The 18,510-nt window shown below is 39.0% G+C and carries 13 protein-coding genes, 1 tRNA gene and 2 pseudogenes; 8 read left to right on the plus strand and 8 right to left on the minus strand.

Translation table 11 applies throughout. From position 1 onward, the window contains the following. Nucleotides 1-297: pseudogene (locus HMPREF0666_RS04290) on the minus strand (IS1380 family transposase); the annotation flags it as partial. Between the two features lie 1,176 nt (nucleotides 298-1,473). Continuing rightward, nucleotides 1,474-2,066: pseudogene (locus tag HMPREF0666_RS16410) on the minus strand (hypothetical protein). 204 nt (nucleotides 2,067-2,270) lie between these two features. Here HMPREF0666_RS16410 and HMPREF0666_RS04305 point away from each other — a divergent pair. From HMPREF0666_RS04305 to HMPREF0666_RS04325, 5 genes are all read left to right on the plus strand, one after another. Next, the gene (locus tag HMPREF0666_RS04305) at nucleotides 2,271-2,486 is read left to right on the plus strand and encodes a hypothetical protein (RefSeq protein WP_009011108.1); all 216 of its coding nucleotides are present in this window, start codon (nucleotides 2,271-2,273) and stop codon (nucleotides 2,484-2,486) included. Between the two features lie 72 nt (nucleotides 2,487-2,558). After that, on the plus strand, nucleotides 2,559-3,353 hold the full coding sequence (locus HMPREF0666_RS04310) for a GLPGLI family protein (protein WP_009011109.1): 795 nt from the start codon (nucleotides 2,559-2,561) through the stop codon (nucleotides 3,351-3,353). 85 nt (nucleotides 3,354-3,438) lie between these two features. Further along, nucleotides 3,439-6,003 carry a hypothetical protein gene (locus tag HMPREF0666_RS04315; RefSeq protein ID WP_232214059.1) on the plus strand — a complete coding sequence of 855 codons (2,565 nt, stop codon included), beginning with the start codon at nucleotides 3,439-3,441 and terminating at the stop codon, nucleotides 6,001-6,003. Then, complete coding sequence (locus HMPREF0666_RS18630; protein WP_009011111.1) at nucleotides 6,003-6,260, plus strand: cysteine peptidase family C39 domain-containing protein; 258 nt, start codon at nucleotides 6,003-6,005, stop codon at nucleotides 6,258-6,260. Before HMPREF0666_RS04315 ends, HMPREF0666_RS18630 begins: the two co-directional genes overlap by 1 nt. Before the next feature lie 164 nt (nucleotides 6,261-6,424). Next, nucleotides 6,425-6,847, plus strand: coding sequence for a hypothetical protein (locus tag HMPREF0666_RS04325; RefSeq protein ID WP_042855999.1), 423 nt, complete (start codon nucleotides 6,425-6,427; stop codon nucleotides 6,845-6,847). Between the two features lie 264 nt (nucleotides 6,848-7,111). Here HMPREF0666_RS04325 and nrdD read toward each other — a convergent pair whose 3' ends face one another. Next, on the minus strand, nucleotides 7,112-9,271 hold the full coding sequence (gene nrdD / locus HMPREF0666_RS04330; RefSeq protein ID WP_009011113.1) for an anaerobic ribonucleoside-triphosphate reductase: 2,160 nt from the start codon (nucleotides 9,269-9,271) through the stop codon (nucleotides 7,112-7,114). A gap of 501 nt (nucleotides 9,272-9,772) precedes the next feature. Between nrdD and HMPREF0666_RS04335 the strand changes: the two genes are divergently transcribed. Next, nucleotides 9,773-10,465 carry an HAD family hydrolase gene (locus tag HMPREF0666_RS04335; protein WP_009011114.1) on the plus strand — a complete coding sequence of 231 codons (693 nt, stop codon included), beginning with the start codon at nucleotides 9,773-9,775 and terminating at the stop codon, nucleotides 10,463-10,465. A gap of 120 nt (nucleotides 10,466-10,585) precedes the next feature. After that, nucleotides 10,586-10,786 (plus strand): hypothetical protein, encoded by a 201-nt coding sequence (locus HMPREF0666_RS04340; RefSeq protein ID WP_009011115.1) that lies wholly within the window; start codon nucleotides 10,586-10,588, stop codon nucleotides 10,784-10,786. A 1,500-nt stretch (nucleotides 10,787-12,286) separates the two neighbouring features. On the opposite strand, the gene HMPREF0666_RS04345 is transcribed toward HMPREF0666_RS04340, so the two are convergent. The 5 genes from HMPREF0666_RS04345 to sppA form a co-directional block, all read right to left on the minus strand. Further along, nucleotides 12,287-12,359: transfer RNA gene (locus HMPREF0666_RS04345), tRNA-Phe, on the minus strand. A 132-nt stretch (nucleotides 12,360-12,491) separates the two neighbouring features. Further along, nucleotides 12,492-13,601, minus strand: coding sequence for a thiamine-monophosphate kinase (locus tag HMPREF0666_RS04350; protein WP_009011116.1), 1,110 nt, complete (start codon nucleotides 13,599-13,601; stop codon nucleotides 12,492-12,494). A gap of 99 nt (nucleotides 13,602-13,700) precedes the next feature. Continuing rightward, a complete protein-coding gene (locus tag HMPREF0666_RS04355; RefSeq protein WP_042856000.1) occupies nucleotides 13,701-14,465 on the minus strand; it encodes a purine-nucleoside phosphorylase in 765 nt (254 codons plus the stop codon). Then, complete coding sequence (gene lpxK / locus HMPREF0666_RS04360) at nucleotides 14,395-15,573, minus strand: tetraacyldisaccharide 4'-kinase (RefSeq protein ID WP_009011118.1); 1,179 nt, start codon at nucleotides 15,571-15,573, stop codon at nucleotides 14,395-14,397. The genes HMPREF0666_RS04355 and lpxK overlap by 71 nt, the downstream gene beginning before the upstream one ends. 6 nt (nucleotides 15,574-15,579) lie before the next feature. Beyond that, nucleotides 15,580-17,358, minus strand: a complete 1,779-nt coding sequence (sppA, locus tag HMPREF0666_RS04365; protein WP_009011119.1) for a signal peptide peptidase SppA — start codon at nucleotides 17,356-17,358, stop codon at nucleotides 15,580-15,582. A gap of 95 nt (nucleotides 17,359-17,453) precedes the next feature. Between sppA and HMPREF0666_RS04370 the strand changes: the two genes are divergently transcribed. Beyond that, entirely contained in the window at nucleotides 17,454-18,365 is a 912-nt protein-coding gene (locus tag HMPREF0666_RS04370) for a glycerate kinase (protein ID WP_009011120.1), read from the plus strand. The last annotated feature ends 145 nt before the right edge of the window (nucleotides 18,366-18,510 follow it).

Below are 18,510 nucleotides of genomic sequence, written 5' to 3' on the forward strand. Positions count from 1 at the left end.
AGCAAGCTCCTTTAGTCCGCGCCCAACAGTGTCGGCACCGGGTAATAGCGTATTAGGTCTCTGCTTGAACTGCCCTATAAGCACATTGATGTCCTCAAGGCATTCTCCACCACAAAGGTAACTGAAGAAGAGATAGCCGAAAATACTTCCATGGCTGAATGCTTTGCCACTACTTCCACGTTTGCCCAATACAGATTCGGTAAGTTTTTCAAAGCCCAACTTTGAGAAAACGTCCATAATATGATAAATTCCACCGAAAGAAGTGATATTCTCGTTTTTAATTGCTACCTTTGTCATGTCAGATTTTTGCTTACTTGTTATGTTTGCAGCACTAAGATAGGTGAAATTTCTGACATATCCAAGTGTTTTGAGAACTTTGTTTCTCAGACACTTGGAGTTCTTACAAGAATTTATGCTGCGGAATTAAGGTATAAAATGAACGTCATGGGGTGGAGTATGCATGATAAGGAGTATGCATCGTGGAAAAATGCTGTAAATAAAAAAATGGTAATGGATTATTTAATGTTCCTCAGAAAAAACTGCAGGATACAATTATGGAGGTATGAAGAATAAGGGAAGAATTAGGATTACTTCCACTGCACAATATGGATTAACTATTTTTTGGAGGACTCTAAAATGATTTTATTTTCAAATTTATGGCTTCGAAGAGCGTTTTTTTGCATTTTACTTTGTTCTTGTCTGCTAGATAATAAAGCTCAAAATGTCTGGAAACTTTATTACAATACAAAAGAAGTCCAGATTAGGAGTTATACATCTAAAGGACAGTTGAGACATCTTGTGCAAAGCGATGACTATGGGAATAAGGTCGATTCTGTAATTTATAAAAAGTATATTTATGTTTATTCTTTTGCAAAAACAAAAGTGTACAAGAACTCTAATTTTCGTGTCATAAATTTCTATTCTAAATTTAAACTGCATAAGGAGACTTTTTTGTCTCCTTATGTTAAACATGCATTCCTATTAGAGGAGTATATTTCTGATTTGCAAAACATTTATGAATCCATTCTTCCGAATGGTGATGAAGTTTCAAATCATATATCGATTTCTATAAATAAAAATAGCACCCATGTAACATTTCGTAATCTGAATTGTCGTTTTAATGTTTTATTTAGTCCTGTAATATTACAATCTTATTTGTCCTACAATACAATAAAAGACATAAAGCTATATACTAAATTCGGAAGGCTCTCGAAAATAAGTTATATTTTGGAAGGGAATATTCTCAATATCTTTTTTAATTATAAACATAATTCAATTAAGATAGTAATAGAATCATTATCATCCTATGATGATAGAAAAGATGAATATATTTATGAATGGAAAAGAGATACGTAGGGTCTTGCTAATTTAATATAACTAAAGTTTCCTACCCCTTAAAACACTAACTTTTCTCATTTTCCTTTGTCTGTCGTCCCCCATATCCATTGACTGTTAACTCATGCCTAACAGAAGTTATGCAGACTGTCCATATACTTCATCCCATTTTTCCAACGCTTCAGCCATTACAAAGATTTTGCTCATCGCTTTGTTATTATCGCTGATTGTAGGTATAAGGTGTTGGGGCGTCATCCCAAGCACTTCTCCTAAAATGCGAAGAATGCGTTCGATACAGGCAAGAACTCGCTTCCATAACGTGAGTGCCATGAGATCGCCCTCCATGTCCGAAAAGAGTTCGTCCATGGTTTGATATTCTGTGAATCTCTTTTCCAAGGCCATGACGGTATATGTAAGGTAACACAGCGTAGCATCGGCTATCTGACCATTGAAGTCGCAACCTTGATAACCACCTAATCCGAGATACTGCTTAGTTTCCTTTTTCCCCTTTTTCTGATGCAGTTAAAAATCACAGGGGATGGTTGTCTTGCTGTCAAAGAATGCAGAAAGTAACAGTTTGTAGCCCAATACGAACCTGTCTTTTACATTGTCGAAAACACGACTGATATCTTCCTTTCTCACACCACTCTTTCTAAGCATGGTGTCATCTGTAATGAAAGACGAGATAACAGGTGACCGATGCCAAAAAGATAAAATAAATCATCATTCATTCAAGTTTTAACACTCAAAAGTTTGGATAACTCGCTTATTTTCTTTATTTTTGCTTCCATAATAGTTGTGTTGTCTTGTCTTTAAAATCAGTTGTTTAGCAATTACTAATTTACAAAGAAAATTCGGCAAACTGTTATTTCTCTATCTATTTATTAGGGTGGGAAACTTTTGTGTTATTAGTAAACCTTTAATCTGAAATAAAAATGAGGAAGTTAAAAAATTTCACCTTGCCTTCATCTTGTAAGCCACTCAACAATGAGATGATGATTGAAATTGTAGGTGGTGCTAACGACAAGACCTGCTCATTCAACTCTTCACAAAGTTCATGCTCTGGATCATGTGATTACGAAGGGTATCAAGGCTCCTGTGCCTATGGATCTATTGGATCATTCACAGGGGGATATTGCTACATCGCCTAATTTTAGTTTGTTGCACCATGCTCGTATGAGTATGGTGCAACAATAAGTTCAACTTTAACAACAATCCTAACAATGTTACGTAAAATTACATTATGTTTGATGTCTTGGAGTTTTTCTGTGATGCTCTATGGACAAGTCAAAGATAGCATCGCTTCTACTTTTTTAGTTGCCCATTATGATTATACTTGCCGGACTTCTGACAATAAGGGAGAAAATCATATAGTGAACTATGGGCTTACCCTGCAAGTAGCTCAAGATATGGCGTGCACTATGGGACAGAAGCGCCACGATGGAGAAAATGACAGGAGTGAGCAACTACTCTATGTGCCCACGACTTGGCAGAACTATCCTGAGGGAAATATAACATCTGCCGAGACCATTCCACCTTATCACTATTTGACCACGGAAAAGATGGTCGAGATAAAATGGACGTTACTAACCGAACGCGATACCATTTGCGGACTACCTTGTCAGAAAGTAACTGGAACGTATGGAGGAAGGGAGTGGATAGCATGGTTTACCGAAAAACTGCCCACTCGTTTTGGTCCATGGCGATTAGGAGGTCTGCCTGGTCTGATTGTCCGTGCGATGTCAGCCGACAGTATTCATCGTTTTGAATGTAGTAAGGTAGAAAACGTGAAAGAAGCCATTACTTACACTGTACCAGAAAGTAGTATAAAGTCTGCACGTGCCAAATTTGTTAAGTTACGCAATCGTATCTTTGGGAATCCAAACTACGTTTCTAATCCATCGTATTACATTAAGCCTACAGAAATAGAAAGTATGGCAGTGATAGAGGGATTGGTTGTATTAGGAGGGACACCGATTGAGATGAAACCTGCTAAATTTCAACCCTTAGATTTCTGATCATTATATGACTCGTTTTTGGTACTTTTTACTTCTCTTAGTTGCCCCCCTCAGTGCTGTGAATGCTCAGACACAGACAATAAGTGTGAATGGACAGGTTCGTTGCGGTACTGAAAAGGTTGTAGGAGCTCTTGTGACTCTGCTTCAGCCAACGGACTCCAGTATTGTTGCCTATACGACAACTGACAAACAAGGTTTCTACACCCTAAAGGCTACGACTCAACTCAGCGAAGTGCTCCTTAGTATCTCAGGCTTTAATATCAAACGGAAAACGACTCGTATAAAAGCGCATTCGCAAACATTTGACTTCCATGTCAAGGAAGAAAACAGAATACTGCGTGAAATCGTGGTTAAGTCGCAAAAACTGTGGGGGAATCGCGATACGCTCAACTATCTCGTTTCTGCCTACACGCGTGGAAAAGACCGTTCCATAGGTGATGTGCTGCAGAAACTGCCTGGCATCACCATTGAGGACAATGGAGTGATTAAATATCAAGGCAACCCTATCAACCATTTCTACATTGAAAACCTTGACATGTTGCAGGGACGTTATAATCTTGCCACACAGGGTATCAAAGCCGAAGATGTCGCCACAGTACAGGTATTAGAAAATCACGAACATATTCGTTCGCGAAAGGATCAAACTCCCTCCGAGCGTGCAGCAATCAATCTAAAACTTAAAGATAAAGCCAAGGGGATATGGAGCAAATCTGCCAATTTAGGTGCTGGACACAATCACGATCAAATATTGTGGGAGGCTATGCTCCAGACTATGTACTTCGGTAAGGGCAAGCAGCATATGTTGCGTTATAGTGGTGACAATCTGGGACGTTCCATAGAGATTGGCACTGACCATTATGGTTTCTCCTCAGAGGGAAACTCACGTATGGTTTCACTTGTGGAACACTCCTCATCGCCAATAGGCAATAGTTTGTTTGGCTATCGCCATAGCATCAATCTCAACAATTTGGCAAAGCTCTCCGACAGCATTACGATAAACTACAACTTCAATTACAGTCATAACTTCTCGAGAGGGCACTCTTTCTCACAAACTACTTACTTCTTGCCGAATGGTGTGAAGCAGTTGCTGATGGAAGATATAGCCGATCGCACGCACACTCATTCGGCGAATGTTCAACTCATCTACGAAATGAACTTTCAGCAGCGCTATCTCAAGAATACGTTCTCGCTCTGGGGACGGTGGAATGAGGGGCGAGGAGATATTCTTTCCGCCCATCAGTACCAACCCTCGATGTTGAACGAAACTATCGGAGATTCCTCCATTTCACAAACCTTGCACTATCGTTCGTTGGGAGTGACCAATTGTACCCATTGGGTGTACCGCACGGCAAAGGGAGGAGGTTTTGAGTGGACCTCTACCAATCGAGTTTCAAAGACACCACAAACCCTTATCATTGCTGGCGAGAGGGCTGCTCATCAAGACATAGAAATCACTGCTTTCTCCACAATCAATAGTTTTAGATTGTTGCGCGACCTTCGTTCTAGCAAATGGACACTTTCCTCCTCGGGAAATTTGAATACCAGCTATACTATACTCACTTCTGCACTCACTCATCCCAATATACCTGTGGCTCCTAATGGAGATATGAATCACATGCATGCCAGTGTAGATTTGGGACCCGTGGCACAATACACGAGTGGTGCTTTCCAATCCAAGCTCAGTGTACCCGTAGCTTTGACCTACACCGCCCTCCACAACGCTGCTATTGAGGGCGAGGAAACGGATGCTCACCGCCTGCATTTATATTTGCAACCTTCGTTTTCTTTACATTGGAAAGCCACTGATAACTTTACGCTCAACGCCAATGCTCACTATTCATCCAGCGAGACTCCTTGGAGAAAACTTCTCACAGCCAACGTGATGCAAAACTATCGCAGCCTTTCGCGCTATCGTGCTACACTCGACAACAGTTACGATGCAGGCGCTTATTTCAAAGTGGCATTCAAAGACATCTTTACAAGTGTGTTTGCCCATTTGGAGGGCAATTGGCAGCGTTCGTGGAGTGACATCGCCTACGGAACTACCATTGATGCGCAGGCGCATACGATTGTCGAGGCAGTATATATGCCCAATCATAGTAATCGTTACATGCTGACGGCTTATGGACGCAAGGACATTGATTGGCATACACTACAAATAGAACTCTCGGCTACGCGCTCATGGGGGAAGAGTGAAATGTTGCGCCAATCGGTACTCACCACTTATCGCACCACAGGCTATGCCCTTCAAGGTACACTGGCTTTCGATATTGCGAGTGGATATCGCTTGGATTATAGAGCCACATGGCAGCGACAACGTTCGACGAGTCCTCAACATACATTCACCTTTGACGAACTAAGTCAGCGTGCTGAATTGAGCCTCCGCTTGTACTCTTCACGTCTATTCTTGAGTCTCCACGCCAGTCATACACATAATAGCAGCTTGACCTCAGAACGTAAAGACTATCTTTTCATGGGTAGTAGTCTGCAATTTAAGCTGTCAAAGAAGGTGGAATTCAACCTCAACGGTGATAATCTCACGAATATCCGCAGTTATAGATCTCGCTCCATTGGAGATATGGAGAACTACTATTCAGAGTATTATCTTCGCCCATTATCCATTAGCCTAACAGCACATATATATTTATAATGCCTCCTCGTTTTTCTTATTTTAAACAGCCTTCGAACTGCGGTCCAGTTTCATTGCGTATGATTGCTCGATTTTATGGTATTGCTTATTCTGCAGAGATGTTGAGAAAGCATTGTCATATATCTCGATATGGGGTAACTATGCGAGGTATAGATGAGTGTGCTCAATATCTCGGTTTTGAAACTATGGGATTTTCTCTCTCCTTTGAAAAATTAGCAGAGGAAGATATGTTTTCTAGTATTTTATATTGGACTTAGAATCACTTCGTTGTGTGTTACGGAATTACAAACGATAATGGAAAATATAATATATCATTAATGTCCCGATTTTAACGGGACACTAATGACTCGAGAACAAAGATGTCAAACGTGCCATAAAAAAGGACAAAAATATCTTTGAGAATGATAGTATTTAATAAAAAATGATGTTCCTTCTGAAAAGACAGCCTATTTCAAATAAGCTGTCCAAAGGACTTGCGAATCTTTTAAAAGAAGGAATCACCGTTAATGGACAATGTATTTTCTTTAAACGTTTTTATGTCAATAATCCACATATAACATTAGATTTGTTTGATGATATGACGGCGTATGAATGTTTTCTCAATAATGTCCACATTGAAGATTTTTGTCGTAAGGATATCTTATCAAATGCTTTTATTTTCGCAGATAGATTGGGGAATATACTAAAAGAAATGAAATGTGAATATGAGATTATATTAACCATAGACAGAGAGTCATGTGTACTTACATTCCATTCGTTGCATGAATCTGAAGCAGATTGGATGGATCTCTGTAAAATTGATGATTATAAATGTGGAATAGCTCTTTTTAGGTCTCAAGTGTAATGCTCCAAATCCGAGGACACCAAAATAAAAGATTAGTTACTTTATTGGTAGTAGGGCGAGTTCTTTAATAGTGTCGTGTGTCAAACATGTTGCTTTTGTGGATAGCTGGATTTATTTTTGAATGTTGCAGCATGAAATCTATGAAGAGGAATATAAACAAATACGGACACACATAAGCGTGTGTCCGTAAATGATTTTAGGGGTATTAGACGTGAAGTCTGTCAGCCCTATTAGTAAGTTAAAGCATTTTTACAATAATGTCTGTTATGCGTTCTTGGTTTCAGTAACCGTTTCTTTACATAACTTCTCATTTGTTGTATTAACTGTATATTTATCCTCTCCTGCATAGAAACGGCGGTGTGCTTCCTCCTGGCGAGGTACAGAGAAGTTGCTAACACGTTTCATGTACCCAATGATGCGAGTGAGATAATCAACATTCTTAGAATGACAATGTGGACATTCGTGCATATAACGCTTGTCGATATGACCGCAGTCGTTGCAGATAGTGTTAGGAATATTGAAAGTGAAGTAGTTACATCCTTCTTGTGCAGCGACACGCAACAACTGGCGATACTGTGGCTCAGAGAGGTGCTCCTCGAGATTCATGTGAAGGGCAGAACCACCAGTTAGATGTTCAATATATGGTGCTCCATGTAGCTTAAACTTGTCAAGAATCGTCAGTGAGTTGTCTTCTACACGATAGAAATAGCTGTTATAGCAGTTACGTGGAACGAAATAGCCATCTTCGGCATCCCATTTTGCATGCTTTACACCAACATTCTCTGCAGGAATCATCTCACAGTTGAACATTGCTTCTTTAGTTCGGAAAGCCTTGTTCTGTGTTTCTATCAATCCAAGTACAGTCTGTACAAACTTCTTATAGTCCTCATTCGGTGTGATGTCAAGTCCCATGAATTCTGCAGCTTCTACGAGTCCATTGATACCAATAGTGAGATATTGGCGGTCAATGTTGATGTATCCCGCATCAAAGAGTGGCAGCATGTGATTGCGCAATAACTCTTTCAGATTCTCATTATATGCTAATTGAACCTTATGGCATAATACGATGATATGATTAAGATACTCCTTGTAATCAAGGTTGTTGTTGACAGCATATTGTATACAGCGGTTGAGGTTAATGGTTAAGACACTCTTAGAGCCTGTTGATACGCCACCAGCACCAAGTGTATAGGAGAATCCATTGTCTTGAATTTCATTACGTAGACGACAACATGAACTGAGTGAGTCAGCATTATCGCTCATGTATGTGAAGAAGCTATGTCCCTCAGAATACATCTTAGCGGCAAAGTCACCCCATTCCTTATCCTTACAATCACCATTCTCAGCCAATAAAGCCATTGTCTCAACAGGGAACGTGAGTACTGTCTTCAGGCGTTCTTGATTGAACCAAGTCATGAATCGCTTTTGTAACCATGATAAACTCTCCCAGTCAGGTTGTGAACCATCAGGGAAATAGAAGTTCCCGAAGAGTGATTCAAAGTAAGGACGATCATAATAAGAGATATTCCAGAAAACTGCTTGATAGTTACGTGCTCCCGTAGGTTGGTTCAAGGAATAGACTATCTGTTCAAAGTAGTCTGTAATAACCTTGTCTATCGTACGTTTTCTGACGCTCAAGTCAACTACCTCATCGGCATGTTCCCAATAGTCTTTACCATATTCTTTCTGAATAAAGTAGTTCATATACATCAAGAACTCTGGTGTTGCACAGGCACCTGCAAGCATTGATGAAACCATGAAAACCATGTTTATAAATCCACCGCAGAAGCTTTTTAGATTTGTAGGTGCTGTGGAATTTCCTCCGATAGAGGTTGTACCACCAATAAGCCATGGATACATTGTGATAGAAGCACAATAGTTGGCAAGGTTTGTCTCATCGTTCTTATATATAAAGTGGTGGGTTAGGAGATTGATATATTCATCAGCCAAGTCCTTACCATACATCTTCTTGATACGATCAACGAGTAGTCTTCGATTGAGACGAATGAAACCTTGCTTTGGAAGTTCGCCAATAAGTGTTGCAATGTTTTTGTGTTCGACATTAGCATTGGCGTCAAACTTTGAACCAGTGGCAGCGTTGGTGGCAATGCAATAGTCTGAGAGGAACTTCATCTTCTCAAGTGTTTCGCGGTCTTCTGTATGTTGCTGACGATAAACAATGAAGCTCTTTGCTACATTGTAATATCCTTCTTTCATCAATGCCAACTCAACTTGGTTTTGGATATCTTCTACCTTGATGTCATTTTGAATATCAAGATTAGAGATAATCTTAGATAATACACCTAAATCAGTTGGTTCGTTAACACTTTCAAAAGCCTTGAGTATGGCGTTCATGATTTTGTCGAGGGAGAATCTTTCCTTTGAACCATCACGTTTAGTGATTGTGAAGTTCTTTATTTCCATTGCTATTTTAGTTTTTAGACGTTTATTATTTTATATGTATTTATCCTCAAAAAAGTATAAGTTAGATACCAATTTTCTCTTTAGGAGTTGTCAGTTTTGGAAAACTTTTTTCGTATTCAACTTTCAAAAGTTTCCCGTTTTGATAAACTTTGTGCTGCAAATTTAAGTAAAAGTATTCAATCGACAAAAGATTATTCGACTAAAAAATATTGGATAAATTACTAACTTTTGATGCTTTTTCGTCTGCATTGTAGACGTATAAAAGGGTTGGCGATGATTTCATCTGATGAAATATTTTTTTATGAGTGAGCTCTTTTAATTTTATTAGGATGGTTATTCGTTTTTCATAAGTCGACCTCTATTGTCGTATCATTATATAGGAAATCAGCATGATTTACGCTTATTTTTATTCAGTCTCTTGTCTTTATAGTGTATTTATATGGTTTTTATGGTTGTAGTATATATAAATAATGTAATTTTGCAGTTCGAAACAAGAAAGTTATGAAAGATATATCATTGATAGCCTTTGATGCTGATGACACACTATGGGAGTGTCAAACTTACTTTGAGACAGTGGAGAGAGAATATTGCGAGATACTAAACTCCTATTCTTCTGCAGATGAGATCTCAAAAGCTCTCTTTGCTGTTGAGACGGCTAACATGCCTCTTTTAGGGTATGGCAGTAAGGCTTTTATATTGTCATTGCTGGAGAATGCAATAGAAATAAGTGATGGGAAACTAAAAGCAGAGGAAGTTAAACGAATCTTAGCATTGGGAAAAGAACTCCTTCAACTGCCTGGTAAGCCTATGAAAGGAGTCGTTGAAACTTTGAAGGTGTTGCGTGAATTAGATAAATATCATTTAGTAGTATTTACTAAAGGTGAATTACTTGATCAAGAGAATAAATTTCATCGTTCGGGTTTGGCCCCATATTTTGAGGATATTGTAGTTGTTTCAGATAAGACGGAGAAGTCTTATCATCAGTTGTGCGAACGTTTTTCGATTGGAGTAGGGCAGCTACTGATGGTTGGAAATTCTTTCCGTTCGGATATAGAGCCTGTACTAAAACTTGGGGGGTGGGCTGCTCATATACCTTTTCATACAACTTGGCAACATGAGGTGATAGAGGAGTACGAACATCCTCATTTGTTGAAATTAGAGTTCTTTACGCAGTTGAAGGACGTGTTATTGTAATGTTTGCTTATCTAATTATAGTATTTAACAAACAAGGTTATTATTGATAAGATTCTTTGTATAGCTTTTTCTGTTTGTAAATAAATATGGATTAACTCTCATCAATTAATAAGAATAACAATGTTAGCACCACAAATAGATTTTTCTGATCGCGAAGAAAGGATTGAATTCATCCAAGAACGTTTCCACTGTAAGGCACCCTCATGTGGCGGTTGTGGGTCGTGTAATCTGCCTGACGGTGTTCCTGCCCTTGAATATTTTGCTGATTACATAGATGGTAAGGTTGAGTTTGTAAAGCTTGCAGCAAAAATATGGGAGTAGGGGAAGTGTTTCCGCTCTTGACGTATTAGCTTATAACAATGAGTAAGCTGGGTTGATTTTACTTTTCATGTAGCTTAGAAGCAGCCTTATCATGCTAAGATACAAATAAATGGTTTTATTTATTTCACTTTGCTTTACTATTTATTATTATTTTGAGTACTAACATGACAATGGTATGGTAATGTCTACTAAGGTCATGACGAAATAATACTCTATTTTACAAGAAAAGTTTAAATTCATTTTGCTGTCACATTTAACATTTCATGTAAACCTACTGTGTATTAGTAAGTTATACGTTGATTACGTATGACAGATGTGACAGCAAATCTAATTTTGGCTGAATTGTGTTGTTAACGATGTACAGAAGATGGACTTGTTGGTTACATTCGATTGCGGTGGAGTTATTAAAAGGTTTATAGAGAGATTTGTGCGAGTGCAATAAAGAATAATGGCTATGTTATTAGAGAAATAAGTAAAGGCATAACAAGGTGATGATTCTAAAGTTAGGCTGGTTTTAATGGGCATGGCAATGAACGTCACGTTCATAGATAAAGACTATCCGTATAACATGGGTTAAGTTGTAAAAACAATAGGGTTGGGTAGGGGAGAGGGTAGGATTAGTATCATCGTTATAAAACTACACCTGGTATTATTGTAAAGTCTTTTTTGTACTCTTCCAACTAAGTAGTTATCCTCTGTGGTTTAAGAACATGCCCTTTAAGGTTCAAGAAAATGCTCCTCTTGGGTATTGTTAACGCCCTTCTTGAGCCTAATTAGGCACCTTCTCCTTTGTAGCTTTTAACTAATTGATTTCAAGTTAGTTGTCAGTTTGATTATAACGAGGAATTTTACTCTTGTTCGTAACTATGTTCATGAAAATATGTCGTGACTTTTTATTAGCAATGGAGGAGAATAAATGATAGAATGATAAGACGTGTAGAAACCTTATAGTTGTAGCTGTTTGGAAATAAAGATTGCTTTCCTATAAAGTATGAGTTGGTTTTGTCATCTCGTAAAATAACATTACATCTAATAAATCTTGCTTAGGAGGAAAGGATAATAATTATTGTTTTTTTCTATTCAAAGATAGTTTGAGGATGAGCCTTGTCCTTTGATAGAAGGCTATAAGGAGAGGATTGGTAGTGTGCTTTTATTCTTTTACAGAGAAAGTCAATATTAGTTTATATAGTGAAAGTCAACTTTATCGCTCATTACTTCGAAAGATTGTTTTTTCTGATACTGTATTTATAATTCTCTTGTAGAGTAAATCTTTTATGTTTGAAGGCTGAAGAAGAGGCTAACGGCTATTTGAGAATTTGTGTGTTAATTATCACTACATGCGTTATTAATTGTCAATACTCCGTTATTTTATTGTTTCGATGATAATGATTTAGGGGTAATTGTTCGTTAATGGCGGATGGTAAGTGTTTGAAAAAAAGCAATTTAGGACAATAAAAAAAGAGCGGCCTCTTACGAGAACCGCCCTGATGAAAGGAGGAGTGGTACCACCAGGAATCGAACCGGGGACACAAGGATTTTCAGTCCTTTGCTCTACCAACTGAGCTATGGCACCATCTATATCTTGCTTTGGTTTAAGAAGCAGTGTTGCTATTTCTTAATTGCGATGCAAAGGTAGTACTTTTATTTTATTCCTCCAAACTTTTATAAAGAAAATTGCCGATATTTACATCCTTTAACAAGTGGGTTATTCCTTTGTAATAGGCCATCCTTGCGCCTTTAACTCGAATTCATTTCCATCTCGAGCGATAAGGAATGAACCCAAGTTCTCCTTTGTTATATAACCTATCTGTCTGATATTCTCCATCTTATCAATCTTCTCATGGTCGCCAATTGGTACTGTAAAAAGAAGTTCGTAGTCTTCTCCACCATTTAATGCAGCAGTTGTAAGGTTCATATTAAATTCTTCGCAGGTTGCTGCAGTTTGATAATCAATAGGAATATTCTTCTCATAAATTCTACAACCACAGTGACTCTTTTCGCAAATATGTTTCAGTTCGCTTGCCAATCCGTCAGAGATATCAATCATGGCTGTTGGATGTATTCCTGCTTCTCGTAGTTGGTTGAGAATATCGCCACGTGCTTCTGGCTTCAACTGGCGGTCGATAAGATATTCTTTCCCAGCAAAGTCAGGTTGAAAATCTTCAATGGCTGCACGTTCTTGGCGCAGTGCTTCGAGTCGCCTCTCGTCTTTATTGTTTTGAGCTTCCTTCACCTTATTATTATACTCTTGCACTTGCTGATAGTAAACAGATTTCTCTCGTTCGAGAATTTGTAGTCCCATATAAGCAGAACCAAGGTCGCCTGTCACACAGATAAGGTCGGTCTCATTTGCACCACTGCGATAAGTGACATCTTCTTTAGCTGCTTCACCAATACAAGTTATGTTGATAGCAAGTCCTGTGTATGAAGAAGTGGTATCACCTCCTACGATGTCTACATTCCATTTGGTACAAGCTTTGTTCAGTCCTGCATAGAACTGCTCGATGTCTTCCACCTTAAATCGCTTGCCCAAGCCTAAAGACACGATGATTTGACGTGGTTGCCCATTCATAGCAAAGATATTACTCATCGCAATCATAGCCACCTTATAAGCAAGATGCTCCATGTCGATGTAAGTCAAGTCAAACTGTACTCCTTCCATGAACATCTGTGAGGAGACGAGTGTTTCTTTGTTTGAATAATTCAGAACAGCTGCATCGTCACCCACTCCCACAATAGTTGAGCTATTAATTGGTTGAATATTTTTTGTAAGGCGGTCGATAAGTCCAAACTCACCAAGTTCTTTTATTTCCATTGATTATGTTAATTGCTTTGTGATAAAAAGTCTAAGACGTTCTTTATCTATTTGCTTATAGATTAAAGAACGTCTTGATATAGTCTTATTAAATATGTGTTATGAGCGCTTAATCATTTCACGCATGATTTCTGTCATACGTGGTTGTGCTGCATTAGCAGCCTCCTGAACTTCTTCGTGGCTGACCTTTACTGGTACATCAAAGCCGCCAAGGTCGGTAATCACACTGATACCAAATACCTTTATACCACTGTGTCGAGCAACGATAACCTCTGGCACAGTGCTCATTCCTACTGCATCACCCCCCATCTTATGGTACATACGATATTCTGCAGGTGTCTCGAAGGTAGGACCCTGTACTCCCATATACACTCCATGCATAACTCTGATATTCTTTTCTTTGGCAATAGTGTCTGCAAGTTCTATAAGTTTATGGTCGTAAGCCTCGTGCATGTCAGGGAAACGAGGACCTGTTGGGAAATTTCGTCCACGTAGTGGGTGCTCTGGAAACATATTAATATGATCGGTAATAATCATTAAATCGCCAATCTTAAACGAAGGGTTCATACCGCCAGAAGCGTTAGAAACAAATAATGTCTCAATACCTAATTCGTGCATGACACGGATGGGGAAGGTAACATCCTTCATATTATATCCTTCATAGAAATGGAAACGCCCCTCCATGGCCATGATATCTTTATCTCCAAGCTTACCGAATATAAGTTTTCCAGCGTGACCTTCTACAGTAGATACAGGGAAATTAGGTATATCTTGATATGAGAAGGCATAACTATCAGTTATCTCTGAAGCTAATTGTCCGAGGCCTGTGCCCAGAATGATGGCTGTCTTTGGACTTGTGGTCATCCTCTCTTTTAGCCAAGATGCTGTTTCTTGAATTTTTTCGTACATAAGATATGATTTTTTGATTAAATGTCTCTCCCTTATCAAGCATAAAGCTTACTTTAATCGGGAGCGAATATATGTTCGCTTTTACTTCTTCTGATAATTTCTCAACATCGATTAGTCGTGCCTTATCTTTCTCTGTTGTGACAATCAACTTAGGCTCAGGCATTTTTGCAAAAGTCTCATTTATTCGGTTTATATCCTTTGTTGTAAATGCGTGATGGTCGGGGAAAGAGAGGGTTGTCAGTGCATTGTTACCTGTAAAAGAGTTCAAATCTAACTCTAACTGTTTAGGCGACATGATACCTGCAAGCAGCAAAATATTCTTTCCTCTTATCTCTGTAAGTGGTATGTTTCGTGTCTTACTGAAGATAGGCTCTAAATCACAATAATCTAAAGTAGTGAAATAAAGCTGTTGAAAAGGGTAAAGCTCCATTGCTTTACTCAACACACGATAGTCTATAGGATTAAGACTTTTAGGACATTTGGTGATAATTACTATGTCTGCGCGATTCTTTCCTGACAATGGTTCACGAAGTCGACCAGCAGGAAGGAGCTTGTCATAGATGATTAATCGATGATAATCAACTAATAGAATATTAATTCCTGGTTGTACATAACGATGCTGAAAAGCATCGTCTAATAGGATAACATCAACATCCTTTGTCTCTTCATCAGATGTTAACCTGTCTATTCCTTCACAACGATTCTTGTCTACTGCAACGCAAATGTCAGGAAACTTTGTCTTCATCTGATAAGGTTCGTCTCCAATCTCGCGCATGGGTGTGTTCTCGTCAGCCAAAACATAGCCACGACTTTTACGTTTATATCCACGGGAAAGTACAGCAACCTTCATCTTATCTTTCAATAATCGGATAAGATACTCTACATGAGGGGTCTTTCCAGAACCCCCAACAGTGATGTTCCCGACAGATATAACAGGGATGCCAAATCGTCGTGTCTTAAGAATATTCAACTCAAATAGCTCGTTGCGCAGACCAACTCCCAATCCATAGAGCCAGCTAAGCGGTATGAGCCATTTGTTTATTTTGATGTGATCTCCTTCCATATCTAATTAATGGATGTTAGGATAAAAAGGCAGACGAGCCTGAATAGCACTTTGTTGATTAATTGTCTTCAAAAGTGTAAATGGCTCATAATAGTCGCCTAAGTTTGCACGTAGTTCATCGCTCAGATAGGTGTCAGGTTTTACCTGCTTTAGTATCTGGTCCAAGACGTCGTCAGCCTCTGGATATGCTGATGTCCTGTAATTTGGTAGTTTAGCAAGTTGAGCAGCTTTTGCAACTGCAACATCTAATCCACCAAGTTGATCAACGAGTCCAATCTTCTGCGCATCTTGTCCTGTGAATACGTGTCCCTGTGCAATTTTCTCCACTTGATTATCTGTCATCTTGCGTCCTTCCGCAACACGATGACGGAAGAGTTTATAACCTCTGTTCACATACTGGCTAAGATATGACATCTCTTCTTCAGTGAAAGGACGTGCACGTGTGCCAAAATCAGCATACTTGTTGGTCTTTACCTCATCAAATTTCAGTCCCAATTTCTCCCTAAAGAGATTGCTTACGTCGGGGAACATACCAAAGATACCTATTGAGCCAGTGATTGTTGTAGGCTCAGCGACAATCCAGTTTGCTGGTGCCGACATATAATAACCACCCGATGCAGCCATTCCTCCCATGCTTACAACAACTGGTTTTAACTTCTTCATTTCCATAATCTGGTGCCATATCTGTTCTGATGCGTAAGCCGAACCACCACCAGAATTGATACGTATGACAACTGCTTTTACGTCTTTATCTTTCGCTAAATCCGCTAAGTCTTTACAAACTACTTGGGCATCAATCTGGTGACCTTGTGAGAAAAGACCTCCTACGGCACCATCTACAATGTCGCCATAAGCGTAATAAACAGCCACTTTGTTGTTTTCATCACCTTGGTTCTTCGCTTCCGTATTCACCATGTCAGCGATTGTAACCTGTTCGATATCGTCGTCAGCATCAATCCCTAACTGTTTCTTGACAACAGTCTTTATTTGGTCAGTATATAATAAGCCATCAACAAGTTTAAGTTTAACATATTCTTGTGGATCTGCAAAGGTAATCATACTATCAGCATAGGCGTTCAACTGTGCTACAGATAATCCTCTGCTTGCACCAACCTCTTTTGTGATATTGCCCCAAATACTATTTAGATAAGCTGATGTTTGCTCACGGTTGGCATCGCTCATCTTGTCGCCAGTGAACATTTCAGTAGCACTCTTGTAGGCACCCACCTTAACAACCTGCATCTTAACACCAAACTTTGCCAAGAGATCTTTGATAAACACGGGCTCAGAAGCAAGTCCATGCCAATCAATCTGACCTTGTGGATTAAGATAAACCTTATCTGCAACAGACGAAAGATAGTATGTTCCTTGTGTGTAAGTGTCTGCGTATGCGATAATCCACTTCCTGCTTTTCTTGAAATCTAACAGTGCATTGCGAAGAGCTTGCATTGATGCGTATGAATCAGCAGCAAAGGCACCAGCCTCGATGTATATTCCTTTGATATTATCATTGTCTTTTGCTTTTTTGACACCTTCAATCAGATTGTCAAGTCCCAGACTATTTACTTGAGTACCTTGTAGCTGACTAAGAAAATTATTATCACTTCTTTCGGATAGTTGTCCTGAAAGGTTCAATACCAGTACAGAGTTTTCTTCTGGTTCTTTTGTGGCATCTTGTGACGTAATCATGCCAACAATGGCACAAAGAGCAAAGAAACCTGTAACGATGCTAAACAACATCATTCCGAAAAAAGAAGCAAAGACGAACTTGAAAAATTGTTTCATATATAAGATATCTAATCAGTATTTACTTGCAAAGATATATATAATAGATGTAAACTCCAAATTATTAATGAATTCTTAATAACTTTGTAGGCATTATGAAGCGTATTATTTTAGCAATTGATAGTTTTAAGGGCTGCTTATCCTCATTGGAAGCGGAGGAGGCTGCCGAACATGGCCTCAATGAGCGATGGCAGGGGATAGAGGTTGTCAAGGTTCCTGTTACCGATGGTGGAGATGGTATGTTAGAAGTATTTTTACAGTTGTCTGACTGTGAAAGGGTCTTTGTCGAATGTCATGATGCACTCATGCGCCCTATTCATGCCAGCTATGGTGTTCGTTCTGATAATACTATAATCATTGAAACAGCATTGTCTTGTGGTATCAACCTAATTAATAATCAAGAACTTAACCCATTACGTGCAACAACTTATGGAGTTGGTGAGCTTTTAGCTGACGCCCTGCAGAAAGGGTATAAGAAGTTTATTATTGGTCTTGGAGGGTCTGCTACAAGTGATTGTGGACTTGGGATGTTAACTGCCTTAAAGAATATTTTAGGAAATAGCTGGCGTGATAAGATCTTACATAATTTAGATGTTACTTTAGCTTCAGACGTCAGTAATCCGCTCTATGGAGAGCATGGAGCGGCAGCTGTCTTTGGTCCACAAAAGGGCGCAACAACCGAGATGATAGGCTACTTGGATCGTCGAGCTCGTACTTTTTCACGTATGGCCTCTGTGCAATTAGGGGTAGATCATGTTTTTGACAAAGGTGCTGGAGCTGCTGGTGGATTAGGTTATGCCTTCCTTCAATTTATGAATGCAAAAATACAGTCGGGGGTTGATGTACTTTTTGAAACTATCAATTTCGATGCTATCATAGATAAAGCTGATTTAATCATAACAGGGGAGGGGAGTGCTGATGCTCAAACACTAATGGGGAAACTACCTGTAAAAGTCTTAGAATATGGGCTTCGCAAAAAATATTCCTGTTGTACTCATAGCGGGTAGGGTAGTAGATGTTTCTTCTTTACTCAGTGCAGGCTTCTCTCAAGTAGAATGTGTTACGCCTTCAGATATTCCTTTTTCAGAGGCTATAAAACCTGTTATAGCAAAGGATAATATCCGTAAAACGATGTTCAAGCTTTGATATGTA

This window comes from Prevotella sp. C561, from assembly GCF_000224595.1.
Taxonomy (GTDB): domain Bacteria; phylum Bacteroidota; class Bacteroidia; order Bacteroidales; family Bacteroidaceae; genus Prevotella; species Prevotella jejuni.

What these genes read in the sequence shown, in the direction of transcription:
- HMPREF0666_RS04305 (WP_009011108.1), top strand. Translation starts at nt 2,271, where the DNA reads ATGAGGAAGTTAAAAAATTTCACCTTGCCTTCATCTTGTAAGCCACTC.
- HMPREF0666_RS04310 (WP_009011109.1), top strand. Translation starts at nt 2,559, where the DNA reads ATGTTACGTAAAATTACATTATGTTTGATGTCTTGGAGTTTTTCTGTG.
- HMPREF0666_RS18630 (WP_009011111.1), top strand. Translation starts at nt 6,003, where the DNA reads ATGCCTCCTCGTTTTTCTTATTTTAAACAGCCTTCGAACTGCGGTCCA.
- HMPREF0666_RS04325 (WP_042855999.1), top strand. Translation starts at nt 6,425, where the DNA reads ATGATGTTCCTTCTGAAAAGACAGCCTATTTCAAATAAGCTGTCCAAA.
- nrdD (WP_009011113.1), bottom strand. Translation starts at nt 9,271, where the DNA reads ATGGAAATAAAGAACTTCACAATCACTAAACGTGATGGTTCAAAGGAA.
- HMPREF0666_RS04335 (WP_009011114.1), top strand. Translation starts at nt 9,773, where the DNA reads ATGAAAGATATATCATTGATAGCCTTTGATGCTGATGACACACTATGG.
- HMPREF0666_RS04340 (WP_009011115.1), top strand. Translation starts at nt 10,586, where the DNA reads ATGTTAGCACCACAAATAGATTTTTCTGATCGCGAAGAAAGGATTGAA.
- HMPREF0666_RS04350 (WP_009011116.1), bottom strand. Translation starts at nt 13,601, where the DNA reads ATGGAAATAAAAGAACTTGGTGAGTTTGGACTTATCGACCGCCTTACA.
- HMPREF0666_RS04355 (WP_042856000.1), bottom strand. Translation starts at nt 14,465, where the DNA reads ATGACCACAAGTCCAAAGACAGCCATCATTCTGGGCACAGGCCTCGGA.
- lpxK (WP_009011118.1), bottom strand. Translation starts at nt 15,573, where the DNA reads ATGGAAGGAGATCACATCAAAATAAACAAATGGCTCATACCGCTTAGC.
- sppA (WP_009011119.1), bottom strand. Translation starts at nt 17,358, where the DNA reads ATGAAACAATTTTTCAAGTTCGTCTTTGCTTCTTTTTTCGGAATGATG.
- HMPREF0666_RS04370 (WP_009011120.1), top strand. Translation starts at nt 17,454, where the DNA reads ATGAAGCGTATTATTTTAGCAATTGATAGTTTTAAGGGCTGCTTATCC.